Annotated in this window: 14 protein-coding genes and 1 pseudogene; 11 read left to right on the top strand and 4 right to left on the bottom strand. The window is 59.9% G+C overall.

Annotation, left to right across the window (positions count from 1 at the left end):
• The first annotated feature begins 194 nt into the window (after positions 1-194).
• The 5 genes from A6U98_RS03600 (at position 195) to A6U98_RS03580 (ending at position 4670) form a co-directional block, all read left to right on the top strand.
• The gene (locus A6U98_RS03600) at positions 195-974 is read left to right on the top strand and encodes a 5-oxoprolinase subunit PxpA (protein ID WP_064648112.1); all 780 of its coding nucleotides are present in this window, start codon (positions 195-197) and stop codon (positions 972-974) included.
• A 111-nt stretch (positions 975-1085) separates the two neighbouring features.
• A complete protein-coding gene (locus A6U98_RS03595) occupies positions 1086-1793 on the top strand; it encodes an allophanate hydrolase subunit 1 (protein ID WP_017960496.1) in 708 nt (235 codons plus the stop codon).
• Positions 1790-2737, top strand: coding sequence for a biotin-dependent carboxyltransferase family protein (locus A6U98_RS03590; RefSeq protein ID WP_064648111.1), 948 nt, complete (start codon positions 1790-1792; stop codon positions 2735-2737). The genes A6U98_RS03595 and A6U98_RS03590 overlap by 4 nt, the downstream gene beginning before the upstream one ends.
• A 111-nt stretch (positions 2738-2848) precedes the next feature.
• The gene (locus A6U98_RS03585; protein WP_064648110.1) at positions 2849-3541 is read left to right on the top strand and encodes a DUF599 family protein; all 693 of its coding nucleotides are present in this window, start codon (positions 2849-2851) and stop codon (positions 3539-3541) included.
• Positions 3542-3758: 217 nt separating this feature from the next.
• Positions 3759-4670: a LysR family transcriptional regulator gene (locus tag A6U98_RS03580; RefSeq protein WP_064648109.1), complete on the top strand. Its 912-nt coding sequence runs from the start codon at positions 3759-3761 to the stop codon at positions 4668-4670.
• On the opposite strand, the gene A6U98_RS03575 is transcribed toward A6U98_RS03580, so the two are convergent.
• Positions 4665-5615, bottom strand: coding sequence for an alpha/beta hydrolase (locus A6U98_RS03575; RefSeq protein ID WP_064648108.1), 951 nt, complete (start codon positions 5613-5615; stop codon positions 4665-4667). The genes A6U98_RS03580 and A6U98_RS03575 overlap by 6 nt on opposite strands.
• A gap of 300 nt (positions 5616-5915) precedes the next feature.
• Between A6U98_RS03575 and A6U98_RS03570 the strand changes: the two genes are divergently transcribed.
• From A6U98_RS03570 to A6U98_RS03550, 5 genes and pseudogenes are all read left to right on the top strand, one after another.
• On the top strand, positions 5916-6359 hold the full coding sequence (locus A6U98_RS03570; protein WP_064648107.1) for a VOC family protein: 444 nt from the start codon (positions 5916-5918) through the stop codon (positions 6357-6359).
• A gap of 84 nt (positions 6360-6443) precedes the next feature.
• The gene (locus A6U98_RS03565) at positions 6444-7754 is read left to right on the top strand and encodes an epoxide hydrolase (RefSeq protein ID WP_064648106.1); all 1311 of its coding nucleotides are present in this window, start codon (positions 6444-6446) and stop codon (positions 7752-7754) included.
• A gap of 140 nt (positions 7755-7894) precedes the next feature.
• A complete protein-coding gene (locus A6U98_RS03560; protein ID WP_064648105.1) occupies positions 7895-10045 on the top strand; it encodes a mechanosensitive ion channel domain-containing protein in 2151 nt (716 codons plus the stop codon).
• Positions 10046-10419: 374 nt separating this feature from the next.
• Positions 10420-11421, top strand: coding sequence for an IS30 family transposase (locus tag A6U98_RS03555; RefSeq protein ID WP_064648104.1), 1002 nt, complete (start codon positions 10420-10422; stop codon positions 11419-11421).
• 184 nt (positions 11422-11605) lie between these two features.
• Positions 11606-12049, top strand: a pseudogene (locus A6U98_RS03550) (helix-turn-helix domain-containing protein); the annotation flags it as partial.
• A 93-nt stretch (positions 12050-12142) separates the two neighbouring features.
• Here A6U98_RS03550 and A6U98_RS03545 read toward each other — a convergent pair.
• From A6U98_RS03545 to A6U98_RS03535, 3 genes are all read right to left on the bottom strand, one after another.
• Positions 12143-13168, bottom strand: coding sequence for an ABC transporter permease (locus A6U98_RS03545; RefSeq protein ID WP_064648103.1), 1026 nt, complete (start codon positions 13166-13168; stop codon positions 12143-12145).
• Positions 13169-13210: 42 nt separating this feature from the next.
• On the bottom strand, positions 13211-14752 hold the full coding sequence (locus A6U98_RS03540; RefSeq protein WP_064648300.1) for a sugar ABC transporter ATP-binding protein: 1542 nt from the start codon (positions 14750-14752) through the stop codon (positions 13211-13213).
• 79 nt (positions 14753-14831) lie between these two features.
• The gene (locus A6U98_RS03535) at positions 14832-15794 is read right to left on the bottom strand and encodes a sugar-binding protein (RefSeq protein ID WP_064648102.1); all 963 of its coding nucleotides are present in this window, start codon (positions 15792-15794) and stop codon (positions 14832-14834) included.
• A 349-nt stretch (positions 15795-16143) separates the two neighbouring features.
• On the opposite strand from A6U98_RS03535, the gene A6U98_RS03530 reads away from it, so the two are divergent.
• A complete protein-coding gene (locus A6U98_RS03530; RefSeq protein WP_064648101.1) occupies positions 16144-17232 on the top strand; it encodes a LacI family DNA-binding transcriptional regulator in 1089 nt (362 codons plus the stop codon).
• The last annotated feature ends 173 nt before the right edge of the window (positions 17233-17405 follow it).

The following is a 17405-nucleotide window of genomic DNA, read 5'->3' as shown; positions in this document are numbered from 1 at the left end:
GTGCCGGATGAATGGTAAGCTTGCCACCGAAGCCCAGCGCGAAAGGCGGCCCCAACACCGCCATACAAGCTCGCCACGCGCAGCCAGCAGCGTCGTTTTCTTGACGCGTACGGCGAAGGTGTGCTCCACCTCGGCTTCGACGTTTCAGAATGCGACGAAGCTGACAAGACCGGCGCGAAGGGTTGACGGAAATCATGACGAAAATCGATCTCAATTCTGATCTGGGGGAGGCGTTTGGACCTTGGCGCATGGGCGACGACAAGGCGATCCTTGACGTCGTCACCAGTGCGAACATCGCATGTGGCGGCCATGCCGGAGATCCGGCGACCATGGTGGAGACGCTGGCGCTCGCAAGCGAGCGGGGCGTCGTCGCCGGAGCCCATCCGGGTTTTGCAGATCGCGAGGGTTTCGGACGACGCCTGATCCCCTTGAGCATCCGGGAGGTGGAGCAGCTTGTCGCGACGCAGACAGGGGCGCTGATGGGAGCTGCGGCTCTGGCGGGCGCCCGCATCCGCTACATCAAACCGCACGGCGCACTCGCCAATTGGGCGGCCGACGAACGGCCGGTCGCCGACGCCATCATCCGTGCAACCCGAGCAGTCTCGCCGGAGCTTGCCATACTGGCGATCTCCGGGACAGAGCTGGAGCATGCGGCCCGCGATGCCGGCATGACCGTCTTTAGCGAGATTTTTGCCGACCGCGGCTACCTCTCCACGGGTCGGCTCGTTCCGCGCAACTTGCCGGGAGCGATGATCGATGATCCCGCAGAGGCGGCAGCGAGATTGATCGGATACCTGTCCAGCGGCCTCATGCCGACGGTCGACGGCGTTCCGATCCCTCTCGATGCGCACTCGATCTGCGTTCACGGGGACAGCCCGGGAGCGCTCGCCATGGCCGTCCACGTGCGCCGGGAATTGCAGAAGGCGGGCATCGAGGTGGGTCCATTCCTCCAGCCGACGCAGGAAAACAGGTGATGGCTAAAGGCTACCTTATCGCCCAGGTTACCGTCACCGATCCGGACGCCTATGGGGCCTGCGCGCGGGCCGCAGATGCGGATTTCATTCTGATCGAAGGCGCCGACTGATTTGTCACAGGACCCGTCCGCATCGTCCGGCAGCGTTCCGAACTACCGCCCGGTGGGCGGGCACGCGGTGCTCGTCGAATTCGGCACGACCATCGATAAACGGATCCACGATCAGGTCGTCAAGCTGGATGCAGCCTTGAAGGCGGCGCCCTTTCAAGGATTCGTCGAAGCCATTCCGGCCTATGCCAGCATTCTCGTATGCTTCGATCCGCTCATGGCCGATCATCGCACGGCGGAGGCGGCCATTGCTGAACGTCTGGCGGCTGAGGTTCCAGAGACGATTGGAGCGATGCGCGAAGTCGAAGTCTGCTACGATCCTGATCTTGCGCCCGATCTTGCCGCCGTCGCCGAGGCAAGCGGATTGTCGCCGGAGGACGTTATATCCGCCCATCTCTCCGGCGACTACAGCGTCTTCATGTACGGCTTTGCTCCAGGATACGCTTATCTTGCAGGCGTACCCAAAGCCATTCAGCAGCCGAGGAAGCCGGCGCCTATTCGCGGCATCGCCGCCGGAAGCGTGCTGATCGCCGGTCCTCAGTGCCTGGTGAGCACGCTCACCATGCCGACTGGCTGGTGGATCATCGGCCGCTCGCCGACGAAGATCCTCGACGCCGCTTCCAACGACCGTCCGTTCCTTTTCGACGTCGGCGACGCGGTGCGTTTCCGCCGCATATCGAGGGCCGAATTCGACGCGAGGCGCCTCGCATGAGCCAAGCCGTCCTTTCAATCAACTTCGCGGGTCCTCACGTCGCGGTCCAGGACGCAGGACGTCACGGATTGATGCGGTATGGCGTTCCGGCCTCCGGTCCGATGGACAGGACCTCGTTTGCAGCCGCCAACGCCGCCATTGGCAATCCTGCCGGTCAGCCGGCAATCGAAATCTCCATGGGCGGCCTGGTTCTCGACTGCGTGTCGGGGGACGTTACGTTTGCCGTCGCGGGAGGAGGCTTCATCGTAGAACATGCCGGCAACAAGCGCGGCGCATGGATGGTCGCCACGTTGAGGGCCGGGGAGCGGCTGGCGATCCGCCCGGGACACTGGGGAAGCTGGACGTATCTGGCCTTCGCCGGTCATATCGAGGCGAAGACCTGGCTGGGCAGCATGTCGACGCACAGTCTCTCCGGCCTCGGCGGCGGGCGCCTTGCAGCCGGACAGACGGTCACTGTCGCCGATCCGGACGTGCGGGATGATCGAAATGGTCCGATCACATGTCCGGTCATCGCAAGACCGCGATCCGAGCTGCGTGTGGTGGTCGGTCCGCAGGATCGCTTCTTCTCGAAAGAAACCTTGTCGAATTTCCTTTCATCACCCTTCCGCCTGAGCGACGCCTATGACCGCATGGGAGTACGCCTCCAAGGTCCGTCGCTTGCGCCAAGCGTTGCGCTGGACATGCCGTCGGAAGCGATCGTGCGCGGCTCGGTGCAGGTCGCAGGAGACGGTGTTCCCACCATTCTGCTGGCCGACCACCAGACGACCGGAGGGTACCCGAAGATCGCAACGGTGGTGGATTCGGATCTGGACGCCTTCGTCCAGCTCCGCCCACGCGACCATGTCGGTTTCCTGGCCGTGACGCCGCAACAGGCGATCGAGCAGATCCGGCTTCGGTCTTCGACGATGTCTCGTTACCTCGCGGCAGTCCGCGACGGACCATGACGCCCGAACATGGGCGTGTCGATCTGAAGGGCAGGGCAACGATAGACGCTTGGAGCTGCCGTTAGCTCGAAGTACTGTTCTGAAAAAATCCGTATTCGGTTCGGGGGCACCATGGATTTTCTGAACATCGCGGCGATCGTTTTCTTCCTTCTGGTCTGGGTGGCCGTCGAGCCTTTGATGGCAGCGGGGTGGCCGAGGAAGAACGACAGCCTTTCCGTTGATATGGTGCGCATTCGCGCCGCCTGGATGCGGGAGGTGCTGACGCGAGACAACAACTTCATCGGCGATGCCGCGATCCTCGGGCACACGATCAATTCGGCGTCCTTCTTCGGCTCCGCCAATCTCATCGTCATCGTCGGGCTCAGCGGCGCGCTGTTCATGGAGCCGAACTATGGATCGGGTGGTGGGCTGATCTCGATGTTTGCGGCCCAGGATCCGGCGTGGTTTTTCCAATGCAAGGTCCTCCTTATCATGGCGACGCTGCTGCGGGGCCTATCCGATTTCATCTGGGCGGTCCGGCAGATCAACTACTGCCTGGCGGCGATCGGGGCGAGCCCATCCCGCGATGAGGAGAGGGACATCGCCAGCTGGACGAATGCCCTGACCCTGGTTTTAAATCCTGCACTTCGATCGTTCAGTGTCGGTGTCCGGTCTTATTACTTCACTTTCGCAGCCGCCTTCTGGTTTCTCGGGCCAATCCCCTTCACTGTTGCGACCATCCTCAGCGTCGGCATTTTGATCTGGCGTCAATCCTGGTCGGATGCTGCAAAGGGGATCATGGCCATACGCAAGCTCCTTGACTAGAGCATGATGCCGAAAAGTGTGAGCGGTTTTCGGACGACATCATGCTCTAACTATATAATGTAGAACAGGATTCAGGATTTTAGGCCGACCCGGCCTAAAATCATCCTGATCTAGAGCCAAGCCTTAAGCTGGGCTGAAGCGGAAATTTGTTTGGGACCGGTGTGGCGGCCGCGACTCGAACGATAAAACAGAAGCGGTATCTTATTGGCGGTGTCAGATGGATCGTCTCGAAGCGATGCGCATGCTGCTGGCGGTCGTCGACGCCGGAAGCATCTCTGCCGGCAGCAGGAAGCTCAACGCGCCCTTACCCAGCGTCAGTCGCAAGGTGGCCGAACTTGAACGCCATCTTGGGGCGAACCTCATCGTCCGCACCAGCCGCAATCTTCAGCTCACCGATGCCGGGCGCGACTATGTCGACGCCGCCCGAAAGATCATGGCGGATCTAGAGGAGGCCGAGCGAAGGGCGTCCGGGGAATACCAGACACCCAGAGGCGTGCTGACGATCACGATGCCGATCGAATACGGGAGCCGCTACGTGCTGCCTGTCGCGCTGAGCTTCATGGACAAATATCCCGAGGTATCGCTGAACCTTCTGTCGCTCGACCGCACGGTCGATCTCGTGTCCGAGCAAGTGGATATCGCGATCCGTCTCGGCGAGCTCGCCGACAGCTCGCTCCATGCCGCCAAGCTCGGCGAATTCCGCCTCCTGACCTGTGCGAGCCCCGCCTATCTCGAGCGGCATGGCATGCCGGAGCGTCCCCGCGATCTCATCGGTCGCGACGGGATCATCTTCAACAAACGGACATTCTTCTGGACATTCGACGTCGACGGCACGCCGATTGAGGCGGTGCCCCGCAACCGGCTGGAGGTGAATACGGCGGCGAACTGTGTTGAGGCGGCCGTCGGCGGGGCGGGGATCGCGCGGCTGTTCGACTATCAGATTCCAGACGAGCTGGCGTCCGGCGCGCTCGTTCCGATCCTCCGCGATTTCGACGGCGCGCCGCAGCCCATTCATATCGTCTACGCGCGACAGGGGCTTCTCGCGTTGAAGGTACGGGCTTTCGTCGACTGGGCATTGCCGCGGCTGCGCGCGCAAAGAGACCACGAAGATAATCACATCTTATCATAACGATGTACGGATATCCTCAACTGTTTGTTTCGGGTTTTGAAGATGCGGAAAGTGGCCGATACCCGGCAGGATGTCGAGTTTCGCTCCGATCTTGCCGGCGAACTCGATGCCCATGTCCCTTGCGATGTAGATGTCCTTTTCGCCCCAGATCACTTTCACGGGCGTCTTGAGCCGGTCGAGGTTGGCCTCCAGGTAATGCTGATCGCCGGTGAAATTCGCGTAGTAATGGGCGAAGGCATCCGCTGAAGTCATCCCGTCAAGGCTCCACGAACGGGTCATATCCTGCTGGACCTCAGCCGGCAGATCGAATTGTTCAGCGGGCGAGAGGCCGCGCCTGTGCACGTTCTGGAGGATCTCGTCGCTCGTCTTGTTCATGTAGGCACGGGTCGGCGAGGCGATCGGCTCGGCTTTGAGGTTCTGCAGGTTCTCCCACATATATTGCGGCCGGTCGAACGGAGCGAAGTCTCCGACGATGATCTGCCTGGCGATCGATGGCTCGTCGAGAGCAAGCAGCAGGACGGGGAGGGCACCGATGTCAGTCGCGTAGATCACGAGGGTCGACCGATCGATGCCTGCCCGTTCGATATAGGCCTTCAACACCTGGGCGTACGCCCTCGGCGCATAGGAAAACCGCTCCGAAGCCGGGCGCGACGACTGCCCGTAGCCCGGCCAATCGAAGGCATGGACATCATAATCGCGCGCAAGCGTTGTCGCGATGTTCTTCCAAACCGTCAGCGTTTCCGGAAACCCATGCAGCAAAAGCACCGTGCCTTTTGGCGCGGGGGCGCGGACAATCATCCTCCTCAGCGTGAGGATCTCATCGATCTCGATGAAGTCGACGGCGTCTTGCGCGGCCTCTCTGGACGCGGAAGCGAAGGCTCCAGCCGCCTGGCAAGAGAGGGTTGCTGCGGCTGATGCAGCATTTACGGTTTTGCCCTTAGACATAGGATGTCCTTTCTGAACGGCGGTCAGCCAAAGCCCAAAAGCCGGCTGTCGCCACAAATAATCGAGCACGGCGTCAGCCCGCGGTAGCCGGAGAAAGTAAGAGGAACCCTCTCGACGGCGGCACTGAAACCCGGCAGCCCAGGGCTGACATCTGAACGAGAGGGTGCCTCTCACTTTGCCGAGGTGCCGGCCGGCCGTCGACCCGCCCAAATATCCACCAGCCGCCGATTTGAGACAGCTCGTTGGCGTTTGCGTGCGGAAGGCAGAGCGTCGGCCGCGACAATATAAGGAAGAACTGATATGAACGACATTTCCCAAAGCAGACAAATTGCGGCCGCCCCCGACAAGGTCCGCAGCCTCCCGGGCCACGCCACTGTCGGCACGAATGATCTGGATACCGCGTCGGTATTCTACGACAAGCTTCTGGCCGTGTTCGGGATCGGACGAGTCCTCGTCCAGCCCAACCGAGCCATCTACTACGGTCATCGCACGCTCGAATTCGGCATCATCAAGCCGTTCGATGGCCGCCCTGCCACCGTCGGCAACGGTGGAATGATTGCTTTCGAAGCTCCGTCCCGTTCAAAGGTTGACGAAGCCCATGCAACTGCATTGGCGGCGGGTGGCTCGGACGAAGGAGCGCCTGGCCCACGTGGCGAGAATGGCACGGGTCCTTACTGCGCCTATTTTCGCGATCCGGAAGGCAACAAGTTTCTGATCTTTCGTTCCGGAGCGGACGAGACCTGACGTTTTCGGCATTGAAGCGGGGCAGGGCCATCGTTTCCCCTCCCGCCCCAGGAAGATCCTCGATGTCATGAAAGGACACGTGCCATGGCACTGCCGAACTCTTTGAAACACAGGGATATATCGCGACGCTCGCTGTTGTTGGGGGTTGCCGCGGCCGGCATATCTGCCACCCTCCTTCCACGCACGTCCGCCGCCGCAGATGTCGTCGGTGCCGCATCCGAGGAGATCCGACCGTTCAAGGTTGAGGTCTCCGAGGCGGCGCTTACAGACCTCAGGCGGCGTCTTGCCGACACCCGCTGGCCCGACGGCGAAACCGTCATGGATCGTTCGCAGGGCGTCCAGCCCGACAGGCTGAAGGAGCTGGTGGGCTACTGGCAGTCGTCCTATGACTGGCGGAAGGCAGAGAGCAGGCTGAACAGTTTTCCGCAGTTTCTCACCAATATCGATGGACTGGACATTCATTTCATCCATGTCCGCTCCCGTCATGAAAACGCGCTGCCGCTGATCATGACTCATGGCTGGCCAGGTTCGGTGTTCGAACTGCTTAATGTCATCGGGCCGCTCACGGATCCGACGGCGCATGGCGGCAGGGCTGATGATGCCTTCCATCTGGTGATCCCTTCGATTCCAGGATTCGGTTTCACCGGAAAACCACCAGCAACAGGTTGGAACCCCCAGCGGATAGCGGCTGCCTGGGACGTGCTGATGAAGCGACTGAACTATGAGCGCTATGTCTCGCAAGGCGGCGACTGGGGCGCGATCATCAGCGACGCCTTGGGTCGCCAGGCGCCCGATGGGCTACTCGCGATCCACGTCAACAGGGTCGAGCGTGCCACGACTTTCCCAGCGGACGCAGCGCAGGCTCTTAAAAATGGAGGGCCGGCTCCCGACAGCTTGTCTCCGGATGAAAAGGTCGTCTTTGACGAGGCTCGGGACTTCCTTAACAACGGCTTCGGCTACGCAGCGATCATGAGCACGCGGCCGGAGACGGTCGGCTACGGTATCGCCGATTCTCCGGTTGGCCTCGCCGCCTGGCTTTACGACAAGATCGCCGACTGGGTGTTCACCCGCGGCGATCCCGAACAGGCGCTTGGTAAGGATGCCATCCTTGACAACATCACGCTGTACTGGCTGACGAACACTGGCCCCTCAAGTGGTCGGATCTATTGGGAAAACGCTAAGTCGGGCGCGAAGCTTACGCCCGTCAAAGTGCCGGTCGCCGTCACAGTTTTTCCCGGCGAGGTCTACAAGCCACCAAGGCACTGGCTGTCAAAGGCTTATCCGACGCTTATCTACTACAACCGCGCCTCCAAGGGCGGTCACTTTGCTGCCTGGGAGGAGCCGGAACTCTTCAGTCAGGAGATTAGGGAGGCCTTCAGAAGCTTGCGGTCTTAACGCCGCCTAGCCCCTTGGTTCGCAGTCTGCATCCGTCAGACCGGTTCGTTGATTGACGTTGGTCGTGCAACGCTTCACAAAGTCCGAAGTTTCGACCAACCATGCAAAAGCGACGACACCGTCGCGGGGACCGCGGCCATATGCGCATCATCGACGACCGTCATTTTCTCCGCAGAGTGTGCGCATTGCTGACGGTAGTATTTTCAACGCTTCTGCTGGCGAGCGCAAACCCCGCCTCGGCGGCTGAGCCGACCAATTCCTCGGCGCCGATCCGGGTTATTATCGAATTGCCGAATGATGATTCCGGACGGGCGCTGCTCGATCGGATCGTCCCCGGCAATCAGGAACCGGCGCAGCCCGTAGCAGTCACGCAAGAGGCGGCACCGACATCGATTGCCACGTCACTACAGGATTTGCGCCAGAGGTTGCTGACACTCGTCGATGCCGTTCCGACCCTTCCCGGGCAGATCCAGTCGGCGATCCGGGTCTTCCAAACGGATGATCGTATCGAACCTGTCGGCCTGATCTTGGCGGTCATACTCTTCGTCGCGGGCGGATTCGTTGCACAGCGCCTTGCCTGGTGGTCAGGGCGAGGGCTGCTCCATTTTGTGCTAAACGCACCTGCCGACACCGTCCGGCAACGCATCAAGCTCCACGCCGCCCGGCTTTCAATGGGTCTTCTCGCGCTGGTCGGTTACCTGATCGGAAGTCTCGGCGCGTTTATCCTCTTTCCATGGCCTGCCGTGTTTCGCGATATCGCGCTCATCCTGCTATCAGGCGCGCTCATGGTGCGCCTTGGCGTGCTTGTGGGCCGCATTGTCATCGCGCCAGGCGCCCGTCTGCCGCACATGCGACTTCTGACGCTTGTCACCTCGCTTGCCTGGTTCTGGTACTACTGGCTCCTCGGCATCGTCGCAGTGCTGGCGGCTGGCTGGGCCACGATTGAAGTGATCGGGACGATCCGGGCTTCACCCATCTTGACCGATCTCTTTACCGCGGCATGGCTTGGTGTCGTTTCAATCGCTTTGATCGTCATGATCTGGCTGCGGCACTTTCGTTCCGACGGGCCGCCCGTAAGCCGGCTGGTCTGTGTCGGCTTCAGCGCGAGCATCCTGCTATCGTGGCTGTTATGGGTTTCCGGGCTGCGCGGTGCATTCTGGACAGTGGTCGTCATCACGCTTCTGCCGCTTACCGTTTCGGTGGCTCATGATATCATTCGTCGCATTATTCAATCCGGGGAGGGGCAGGCTGTCGAGGATCCGGCCATCGTCGGATGGTCCGTTGTCATCATGCAAACGCTGCGCAACGGTCTCATCGTGGTCGCCGCGCTGCTCATTGCCCGCGCATGGAATGTCAATCTCAGTGACCTTGCCGCTGCCGAAACGGTGACCACGCGTTTGATCCGCGCCGGAATCCGCATCGTTATCGTGCTGCTGGTGACCGACGTTATCTGGAAGCTCGCAAGCACGTTGATCGACAGTCAGATGGCGATGGCGTCACGAAGCGTGCAGCCGGGACATCAGGAGGGACCTGAGGCGCGTCGGCGCCAGCGGTTGAATACCCTCCTTCCCATTCTTCGCAATGTACTGTTCCTGGCGATCGGCGCTGTCGGCTTCCTGATGATCCTCGATGCCGTTGGCATTCAGATCGGACCGCTGCTGGCGGGCGCCGGTGTCGTCGGCATAGCCGTCGGCTTCGGTGCCCAAACACTCGTCAAGGACATCATCTCCGGCGTCTTCTATCTGTTCGACGATGCCTTTCGCATCGGCGAATACATTCAGGCGGCGAAATATAAAGGGACGGTCGAAGGTTTCTCACTGCGATCGATCCGCTTGCGCCATCACCGCGGTCCGGTCACCATCGTTCCCTTCGGCGAACTCGGCGCGGTGCAAAACCTCAGCCGCGACTGGGTCATCGACATCATTACGCTCACCCTGAACTATGACAGCGACCTTGAGGAGGTCCGCAAGACCATCAAGCGCATCGGCGTTGAGCTTCTGGAGGACGCTGAACTCGGGCCCAACATCATCGAGCCTTTGAAAATGCAGGGGATCGAGCAGATGGCGGACTACGGCGTGCAGATTCGGCTGAAATTCATGGCGAAACCCGGCGAACAGTTCGGCGTTCGCCGAAAGGCTCTCGCCATGCTCAAGAAGACATTCGCGGAAAAAGGTATCCAGTTTGCAACACCGACGGTTCATGTTTCCGGCGGTCCCGCCGATGCCGCGGCAACCGCAGCCGCCTCGGAACTGCAAAGACCGCCAAAGGTCATCTCGACACTTGAGGAATAGCAACGGCGAGCACCAAGGCGGGGCTTTCGTCGCATCCCGTCAAAGCAACACTCTGACCCGGACATTGCCGTCAAGCGTGCGTCGTCAGAGACGCGGGTTTCGAAAGAGTCTGTTGGCTAGGATCAGTTGTTCTATGAGGGCACGTCCGGAGGTGAACTCGTCGACGTGCTGGATCGTCCAGACGCAAATTTGGGCACGCCGATTTTAAAAGAGTGGGCCTATAAAGATGGATCACAAAGGTATGCCATTGTAATCAAACAGCATCCTTCTGTTCCATAATCTATCTTATGCGATCGCTTGATTTAGCCGGGTACATTCTATTTCCAAGTGCGACATGCTTATAAAAACAATGGCTTCGCCTTGGAGATATATGCATGTCCCTTTGCTATTCGCAGCTCACCCTGCCTGATCGCAAGCGTCTTTTTCATCTTAGAGAACGCAAGGTTTCCGTCTCGGAGATTGCCCGCCAACTCGGTCGTCATCGTTCGACGATCTATCGCGAGCTTAAACGCAATACGTTCCAGGATCACGAATTTCCGGAATACAGCGGCTATTACAGCGGTATCGCCAACGACATGAGCAAGGAGCGCCGACGACGGCTGCGCAAACTCAGACGCCATCCGCATCTGCGCGATCTCGTCATCGACCGGCTGAAGGCGCATTGGTCACCTGAGCAGATCGCTGGCCGGCTTCTCGCCGATGGCGTCAGTCCTGTGCGCATTTGCCCGGAAACGATTTATCGTTTCATCTATTGCAAGGAAGATTATCCGCTCGGGCTGTATCAGCACCTGCCGGAACGACGGCGCAGGCGTCGGCGCCGCGGCGCACGCAAACCGCGCGACGGCTTAATCCCGCTCGACTACAGAATCTCCCAACGACCTGATTTTATTGATGATCGATCACAGTTCGGGCATTGGGAGGGCGATCTCCTGATCTTCCGGCGTGAACTCGGAGAGACCAACGTCACCTCTCTCGTCGAGCGCAAGAGCCGCTATACGGTGATGATCAAGAACCGCAGCCGTCACTCGCGACCGATCATGGACAAGATCATCCATGCCTTCTCACCATTGCCGTCTTTTGCACGCCGAAGCTTCACCTTTGATCGCGGCACGGAGTTCTCCGCTTTCAGGGCTTTGGAAGATGGGATCGGCGCCAGGAGCTGGTTCTGCGATCCCAATTCGCCTTGGCAGAAAGGCGCTGTCGAGAACACCAACAAGCGCATTCGACGCTTCATGCCTGGCGATACGGATCTGTCCAACGTCGCTCAGAAGCAACTTGTCGACCTCGCCCATCACCTGAATTCGCTGCCAAGAAAGTGCTTGGGCTACAAAACACCGGCCGAGGTCTTCATGGCGCATTTGCGTGAATGCGGCTGATCCCCTACCCTTCAAACGCCCATGTTGCACTTGGTGTAGATTCTCCATGGCTATTTAGTAATGCGACAGTTGGGCCAGTTAGAGATGCGACAGTCTCGCCTCTCGACGTTCTGGTCAATGCCAACGTTGGGAGCAAGGATGACGACCTTCAGCCTGGTCGAGACCATGAGCGGTCGGAGTCGTCATGTCCTTTATGATCACCATGTCGCAGAAAGAATTGCATCGCCTCGAAGTTATTCAGAATATCCGTGATCAGCGCCTGAGCGTCGTCCAGGCCGCCGAGCTGCTTGGGCTCAGCCGAAGTCAGATGCACAGGCTGCTGCAGGCCTATGACCATTCCGGTGCGGCCGGCCTGGTTTCGAAGAAGCGATCGAGACCAAGCAATCGGCGCCACAGCGAGGAGTTTCGCAATGCGGCGCTGGATCTGATCCGCGAACGGTATCTGGATTTCGGTCCGACGCTGGCGCGCGAGAAGCTGATCGAACTGCATCATATTTCGGTCGCCAAGGAGACGCTGCGTCAATGGATGACCGAGGCCGGCATCTGGGTGTCGCGACGCGAGCGTAAGAAGCGGGTTTTCCAGCCGCGCGGCCGGCGCGACTGTTTCGGGGAACTCGTGCAGATCGATAGCTTGGCGCCCTCACCCGCCCGATCTGATCTTGCAAAACGGATTATTTGAACGGGCAAGGTCACGATACGCGCGGCAGTCCCATCCACTGACCTAGTCCTGATTGGCAACCACTGGCAAACTGCCTTCGTTGGAAAGACGGGTTTCGGTCTGCCGGGCGGCGGCGACAACGCGGCGCTTTGCGCGGATCGCGTGCCATTGTTGGTCGATCAGGACGCCGATGAGGATCACGCCACCCATGACAGCGAAATTCAACGACGAAGGGATACCAAGTAGATTCACGAGATTCTGCAACTCCTGGAGCAGGACCGTCCCCAGCACGACGCCGACGATCGATCCCTCGCCGCCGCGGAGCGAAAAGCCGCCGAGCACGGCAGCGGCAATCGCGTAGAGTTCGTAGAACTGACCATGGCTCGCCGGCGAGATCGAGCGTGTGTACATGGCAAAATATATCGCCGAAAGCGCCGTCAGCAGCCCGCAGATGACATAGGCCGACATGACCATGCGGCCGGTACGGATGCCGGAATAGCGGGCCGCCTCCTCATTCTTTCCGATTGCGTAAAGATAACGCCCGAAGACAGAGCGATGCAGCATGATCCACATGACCACGGCAATGATGACGAGTGCGATGAAGGTGTTGGGAACGCCGTAAAATCGCCCAGCGGTCAAAAATTCGAGGTCGGGGAAATTTTGGCCGAACGCAAAGCCCGCCGTTCCGTCGGCCGTATAGAAGCGCGCTGCCCCACGATAAATCAGCAGGCCGCAGAGGGTGACGACGAAGGGCTGCAGGTTGAGCCGGGTGATCAGCCAGCCGTGGACGGCGCCTATTACCGCGCCCAGCGCGAGAATGAGCGGCAGCGCCAGCATCCAGGACATATCCTGGACCGCGATGAAATCGACGAAGAGCACGCCGAGAAGCGCTACGAGCGAGCCCACGGAAAGCTCGATACCGCCGGTAATGATGACAAAGGCTTGGCCGATCGACAGGATGCCGAACAAGCCGATCAGGTTGGCAGTGTTGGCCAGGTTGATCGGCAGCAGGAAGCGCGGATTGATGATGGCGACGACGATGCCGACGACGACGATCAAAAGCAGCAGTCCGAGATCTTTTTTGATCATTCGAGATCCATCCCCGATACTTATTTCTATGGGCCGCAGCCGCTATTTTACCCTTTTGCCGACAGCAAGCAAAAGAACGCTTTCCTGGCTGATTTCGTCCTCTTCCAATATGCCGGCGATCTGGCCCTCGTGCATGACGGCGATGCGGTCGGAAACGCCGATCACCTCTTCCATGTCGCTGGAGATCATCAGGATCGCCACTCCGGCATCGGCAAGTGCTCGCATCAGGCCGTAGATCTCGTTCTTCGCGCCGATATCGATTCCGCGCGTCGGCTCGTCGAAGATCATCACCCTCGGGCTCATCGACAACCATTTGGCAAGCACCACCTTCTGCTGGTTGCCGCCGGACAGAGTGCCGGTTCGCGTCGAAACGGAGGGCGCCTTGATACCGAGGCGAAGGCGCTGCTTTTCGGCCGCCGCCCTCTCCCGCTCAGCAGAAAGCATGAAACGGCTGGAGAGCTTGGGGAGATCGGCAAGGCTTATGTTCTGGGCGATCGGGAAATCAAGAAGAATGCCGTTGCGCTTGCGATCCTCCGGCACCAGGAAAATGCCCCGAGCGACGGCGTCCCGGGCAGAGCTGATCGCAATTTGCCGCCCGTCCTGAAGAATGGCTCCGCCGTAGCTCCGGTCGATGCCGAAGAGTACTTTTGCAAGCTCGGTGCGGCCCGACCCAACGAGCCCTGCAAGCCCCATGATTTCTCCATACCGGATTTCCAGATCAACGGGACGCCCGGGATAGGCCTCGGTGCGCACGCCGCTTGCCTTCAGCGCAACCGAGCCGGGCGAGCGCTGCGGTTTTGCGGTCCGGGCCGCAAGCACTCGGCCGATCATCAGCTTGACCATCTGGTCGTGGCCGATGTCTTTCTTGGCGAGCGTGCCCACAAGCGTGCCATCGCGCAGGACCACGACGCGGTCTGCGACGCGCTCAACCTCGTGGAGGCGATGCGAAATGAAAATTACACTGATGCCATCGGCTTTCAGCGATTTGATGATGCTCAGGAGCCGCTCGGTTTCGGCCAGCGGCAAGCTGGACGTGGGTTCGTCGAAGATGACGAGCCTGGCGTTGATCGACAGCGCCTTGGCGATTTCCACCATCTGCTGCTCGGCAAGGGAAAGCGATGCCACGGGTGTGTCGGCGGAAAAATGAGCCCCTACCCGCTTCAAGAGCGGCTTCACCATATCTCGCAGCCGATCGCGATCGACGAGCTTGAAAGGTCCCGCTCTCAGCGGTTCGCGGCCCAGGAAGATATTGGCGGCAACGTCGAGATTCTCAAAGAGATTGAGTTCCTGGTGCACGAAGGCGATTCCGGATGCGATGCTCGATTCCACGGTGAGGAAACGAAGCTCTGCGCCGTCGAGCAGGATCGTGCCTCGGTCGGGGGCGATCACGCCGCCGAGAATCTTCATCAGCGTCGATTTTCCAGCCCCGTTCTCGCCGACGAGGCCGATAACCTCGCCCGGCATGATGTCGATCGACAGGCCCTCAAGCGCAACGACGCCCGGATAGGTCTTGCCAACGCCGGAAAGCGACAGGAACGGCGTTGCAAGCGCGTCCGGTGACGGGATGTCGGAGCTGTGGTTCATCGCCTGTCCATGGCTACTGATGCTGTCGGCATGAGACGTCTTTCGCGGCAGCGGCAAGTGCCACCGCCGCGAAGGAGGATTACTTTCCAGACATAGCCTTCAGGCTGGCGGCATACTTGTCGACGTCATCCTTGCCGATAATCACCGTCGGGATGATGATCAAGCCGTTGCCGGGAACGCCTGATTTGTCGCCCTTGAGGTAGGCCGCCATCAGCTTCATGCCCTGGTAGGCCCACTCGAACGGCTGCTGCACGACGGTCGCTGCGATCGTGCCTTCCTTGACGCCGCCGAGCGTGATCGGATCGTCATCAAAGCCGACGACGGTGATCTGGCCGAGTTTGCCGGCGTCACGCAGCGCCTCATAAATGCGCGGCGTATTGTAGGAGTAGAAGCCGACCATGCAGGTGACGTCGGGGCTCGCCACCAGTGCGTCCTCGACGTTCTTCTTTGCACGCGTCTGGTCGATATCGTCGCCACGTACATCTGTCAGCTCGATCTTCGTGCCCTTCAGGCCGTCCTTCATGCCCTGGATGCGTTCTTTGGCATTGTCAGCGCCGAGCAGGCCGACGAAGCCGATGCACTTGCCGCCGTCCGGCATCGCTTTCTTGGCGATTTCGGCCGCCTGCAAGCCGGCGTCGACATTGGACGAGCCGATATAGGCAACGCGGTTGGTCTGCGGCGCGTCACTATCGGTCGTGAAGAGAGCAGTCTGCGAGCCGATCTTGTTCAAGCCGTCCGTCTGGGTCTTGGGATCGACCGCGGAGACCATGACCCCCTTGACGCCGGCACTGACCAAGTCTTCCATAAGTCGTTGCTGAACGGCGACAGATGCCTGCTCAGGGTACTTCAGTTCCATCTGGTAGTCAGGCATCTCGCCCTGCGCCTTCTTCACACCCGCTTCTGCGGCTTTCCAGAAGTCGGATGCGCCGTTGACGACGAATGCAAGTGTCGGTTTGTCGGCAGCATGCGATACGGCAATCGGCGCCGCGCTCAGCATCAACCCGGCGAAGAACAAGGCTGCATTGCGTTTCAGCTGTTTCATAATACACCTCCCGAGGGGCCGCAGTTGCACGGGCCCGTTTCCGATTTACGGCCGGCCGGATGCGCGCCCCCTCCTAGGGCCGTCGCAAAGCGACGAGTGGCATAGGTTCCGATCGCTCCCTGACGGTATACAAGAAATTTAATTAGTAAATAGTATTATCAATGCAGATCAAAACATTTCATCGCGCAGGGGCTAAGATGGCAATGTTGTACTGGCAATGGCCAATAACTGTTAGTGTTGTTGCAATTCATGCAATTGCCAGCGCTTTCAGATAGATGCTAATATTAATTAGCCGAAACGACGATCAATCCACCCTACCCTATTATCCCGAGAGAGACAGTTTCCACGAATGCGAAAACCCAAGACCCAAAATAAGCCTGCGCGCGTGACGATGATGGACATCGCCGCGGCGGCTGGCTGCTCGCAGGCGGCCGTCTCCTTCGTCCTCAACGACACGCCCGGCACCCGTATCTCACAGCAGACGCGCGATCGCGTATGGGAGGCGGCGCGCGCGCTCGGCTACATGGAGAAGACCTACACGACGAAGGCCTCTTATTCGGGACTGGACAACGTCATCGGTTTCGCCGTGGATCAGCTTGCCACCAGCCCGGAAGCGATCGTTGCGATCGAAGGCGCGCGGCAAGCCTCCTGGAACGCCGGCAATGTCCTTTTGGTAACCCAGACGCTCAGTGATCCCGTCATGGAGCCAAAAGCAATTGAGGCGTTGACGAGCGGAGGCATATCGGCGCTCATATATATGACAATCTATACCCGCCAGGTGGAGCTTCCTTCCTATGTCTGCAAGCTCAACATCCCGACGGTCCTGCTGAACTGTTATACGGCGGACCACGCCTTTCCCGCCGTGGTGCCGAGCGAGATCGCCGGAGGGCAGAGCTCCACCCGGCACCTGATCATGCACGGACACCATCGTATCGCGACGATCACCGGCGAAATCTGGATGCAGGCGGCGCAGGACCGGCTGACGGGATATCGTCGCGCGCTGGCGACCGCCGATATACCCTTCGATCCGGAATTGGTCATTGAAGGCGACTGGTCGGCCGGTGCCGGCTATGCCTCCACAATGAAACTGCTTGCTCTGAAAGAGCCGCCCACCGCGATCTTCTGCCAGAACGACCGCACTGCCATCGGGTGCTACGAGGCGCTCAAGGATGCAGGGCTTCGCATTCCCCAGGACATGTCGGTGGTGGGTTATGACGACGAAGAAATTTCACGACATCTCGTACCCCCGCTGACGACTTCGGTCCTTCCACATCTTGCCATGGGGCAATGGGCGATCGAACATCTCAACCCGGAAAGTACACCCGGCAAGCGCTATCCAATTGCGAAGCTCGAATGCTCGCTGGTTAAGCGTCATTCCGTCGCCGCGCCGCGGGCCGAGGCGCGGCAGATCCTCGATGGCGCATATACCTCGCCATAGGATGGGTTCGCACTGGGACCGAACGCCGACGGCTGGCTCGGAACCCCTGACCGGCGCGCATTGGAGGAAGTGGTCGAAATCGCTTCGCGGGCGCTGGAACGGGAGAGTTGCCTTTGGTCGATAGGTTGCGAACGGGTTGCCCCCTGCCCTTGCTTTGTCACTGATCGAACCAC

The sequence above is a fragment of the Rhizobium sp. WYCCWR10014 genome (genome assembly GCF_001657485.1).
Lineage (GTDB): Bacteria > Pseudomonadota > Alphaproteobacteria > Rhizobiales > Rhizobiaceae > Rhizobium.
Note: the sequence above shows the minus strand (reverse complement) of the source record. Positions and strands in the feature narration are given on the sequence as shown.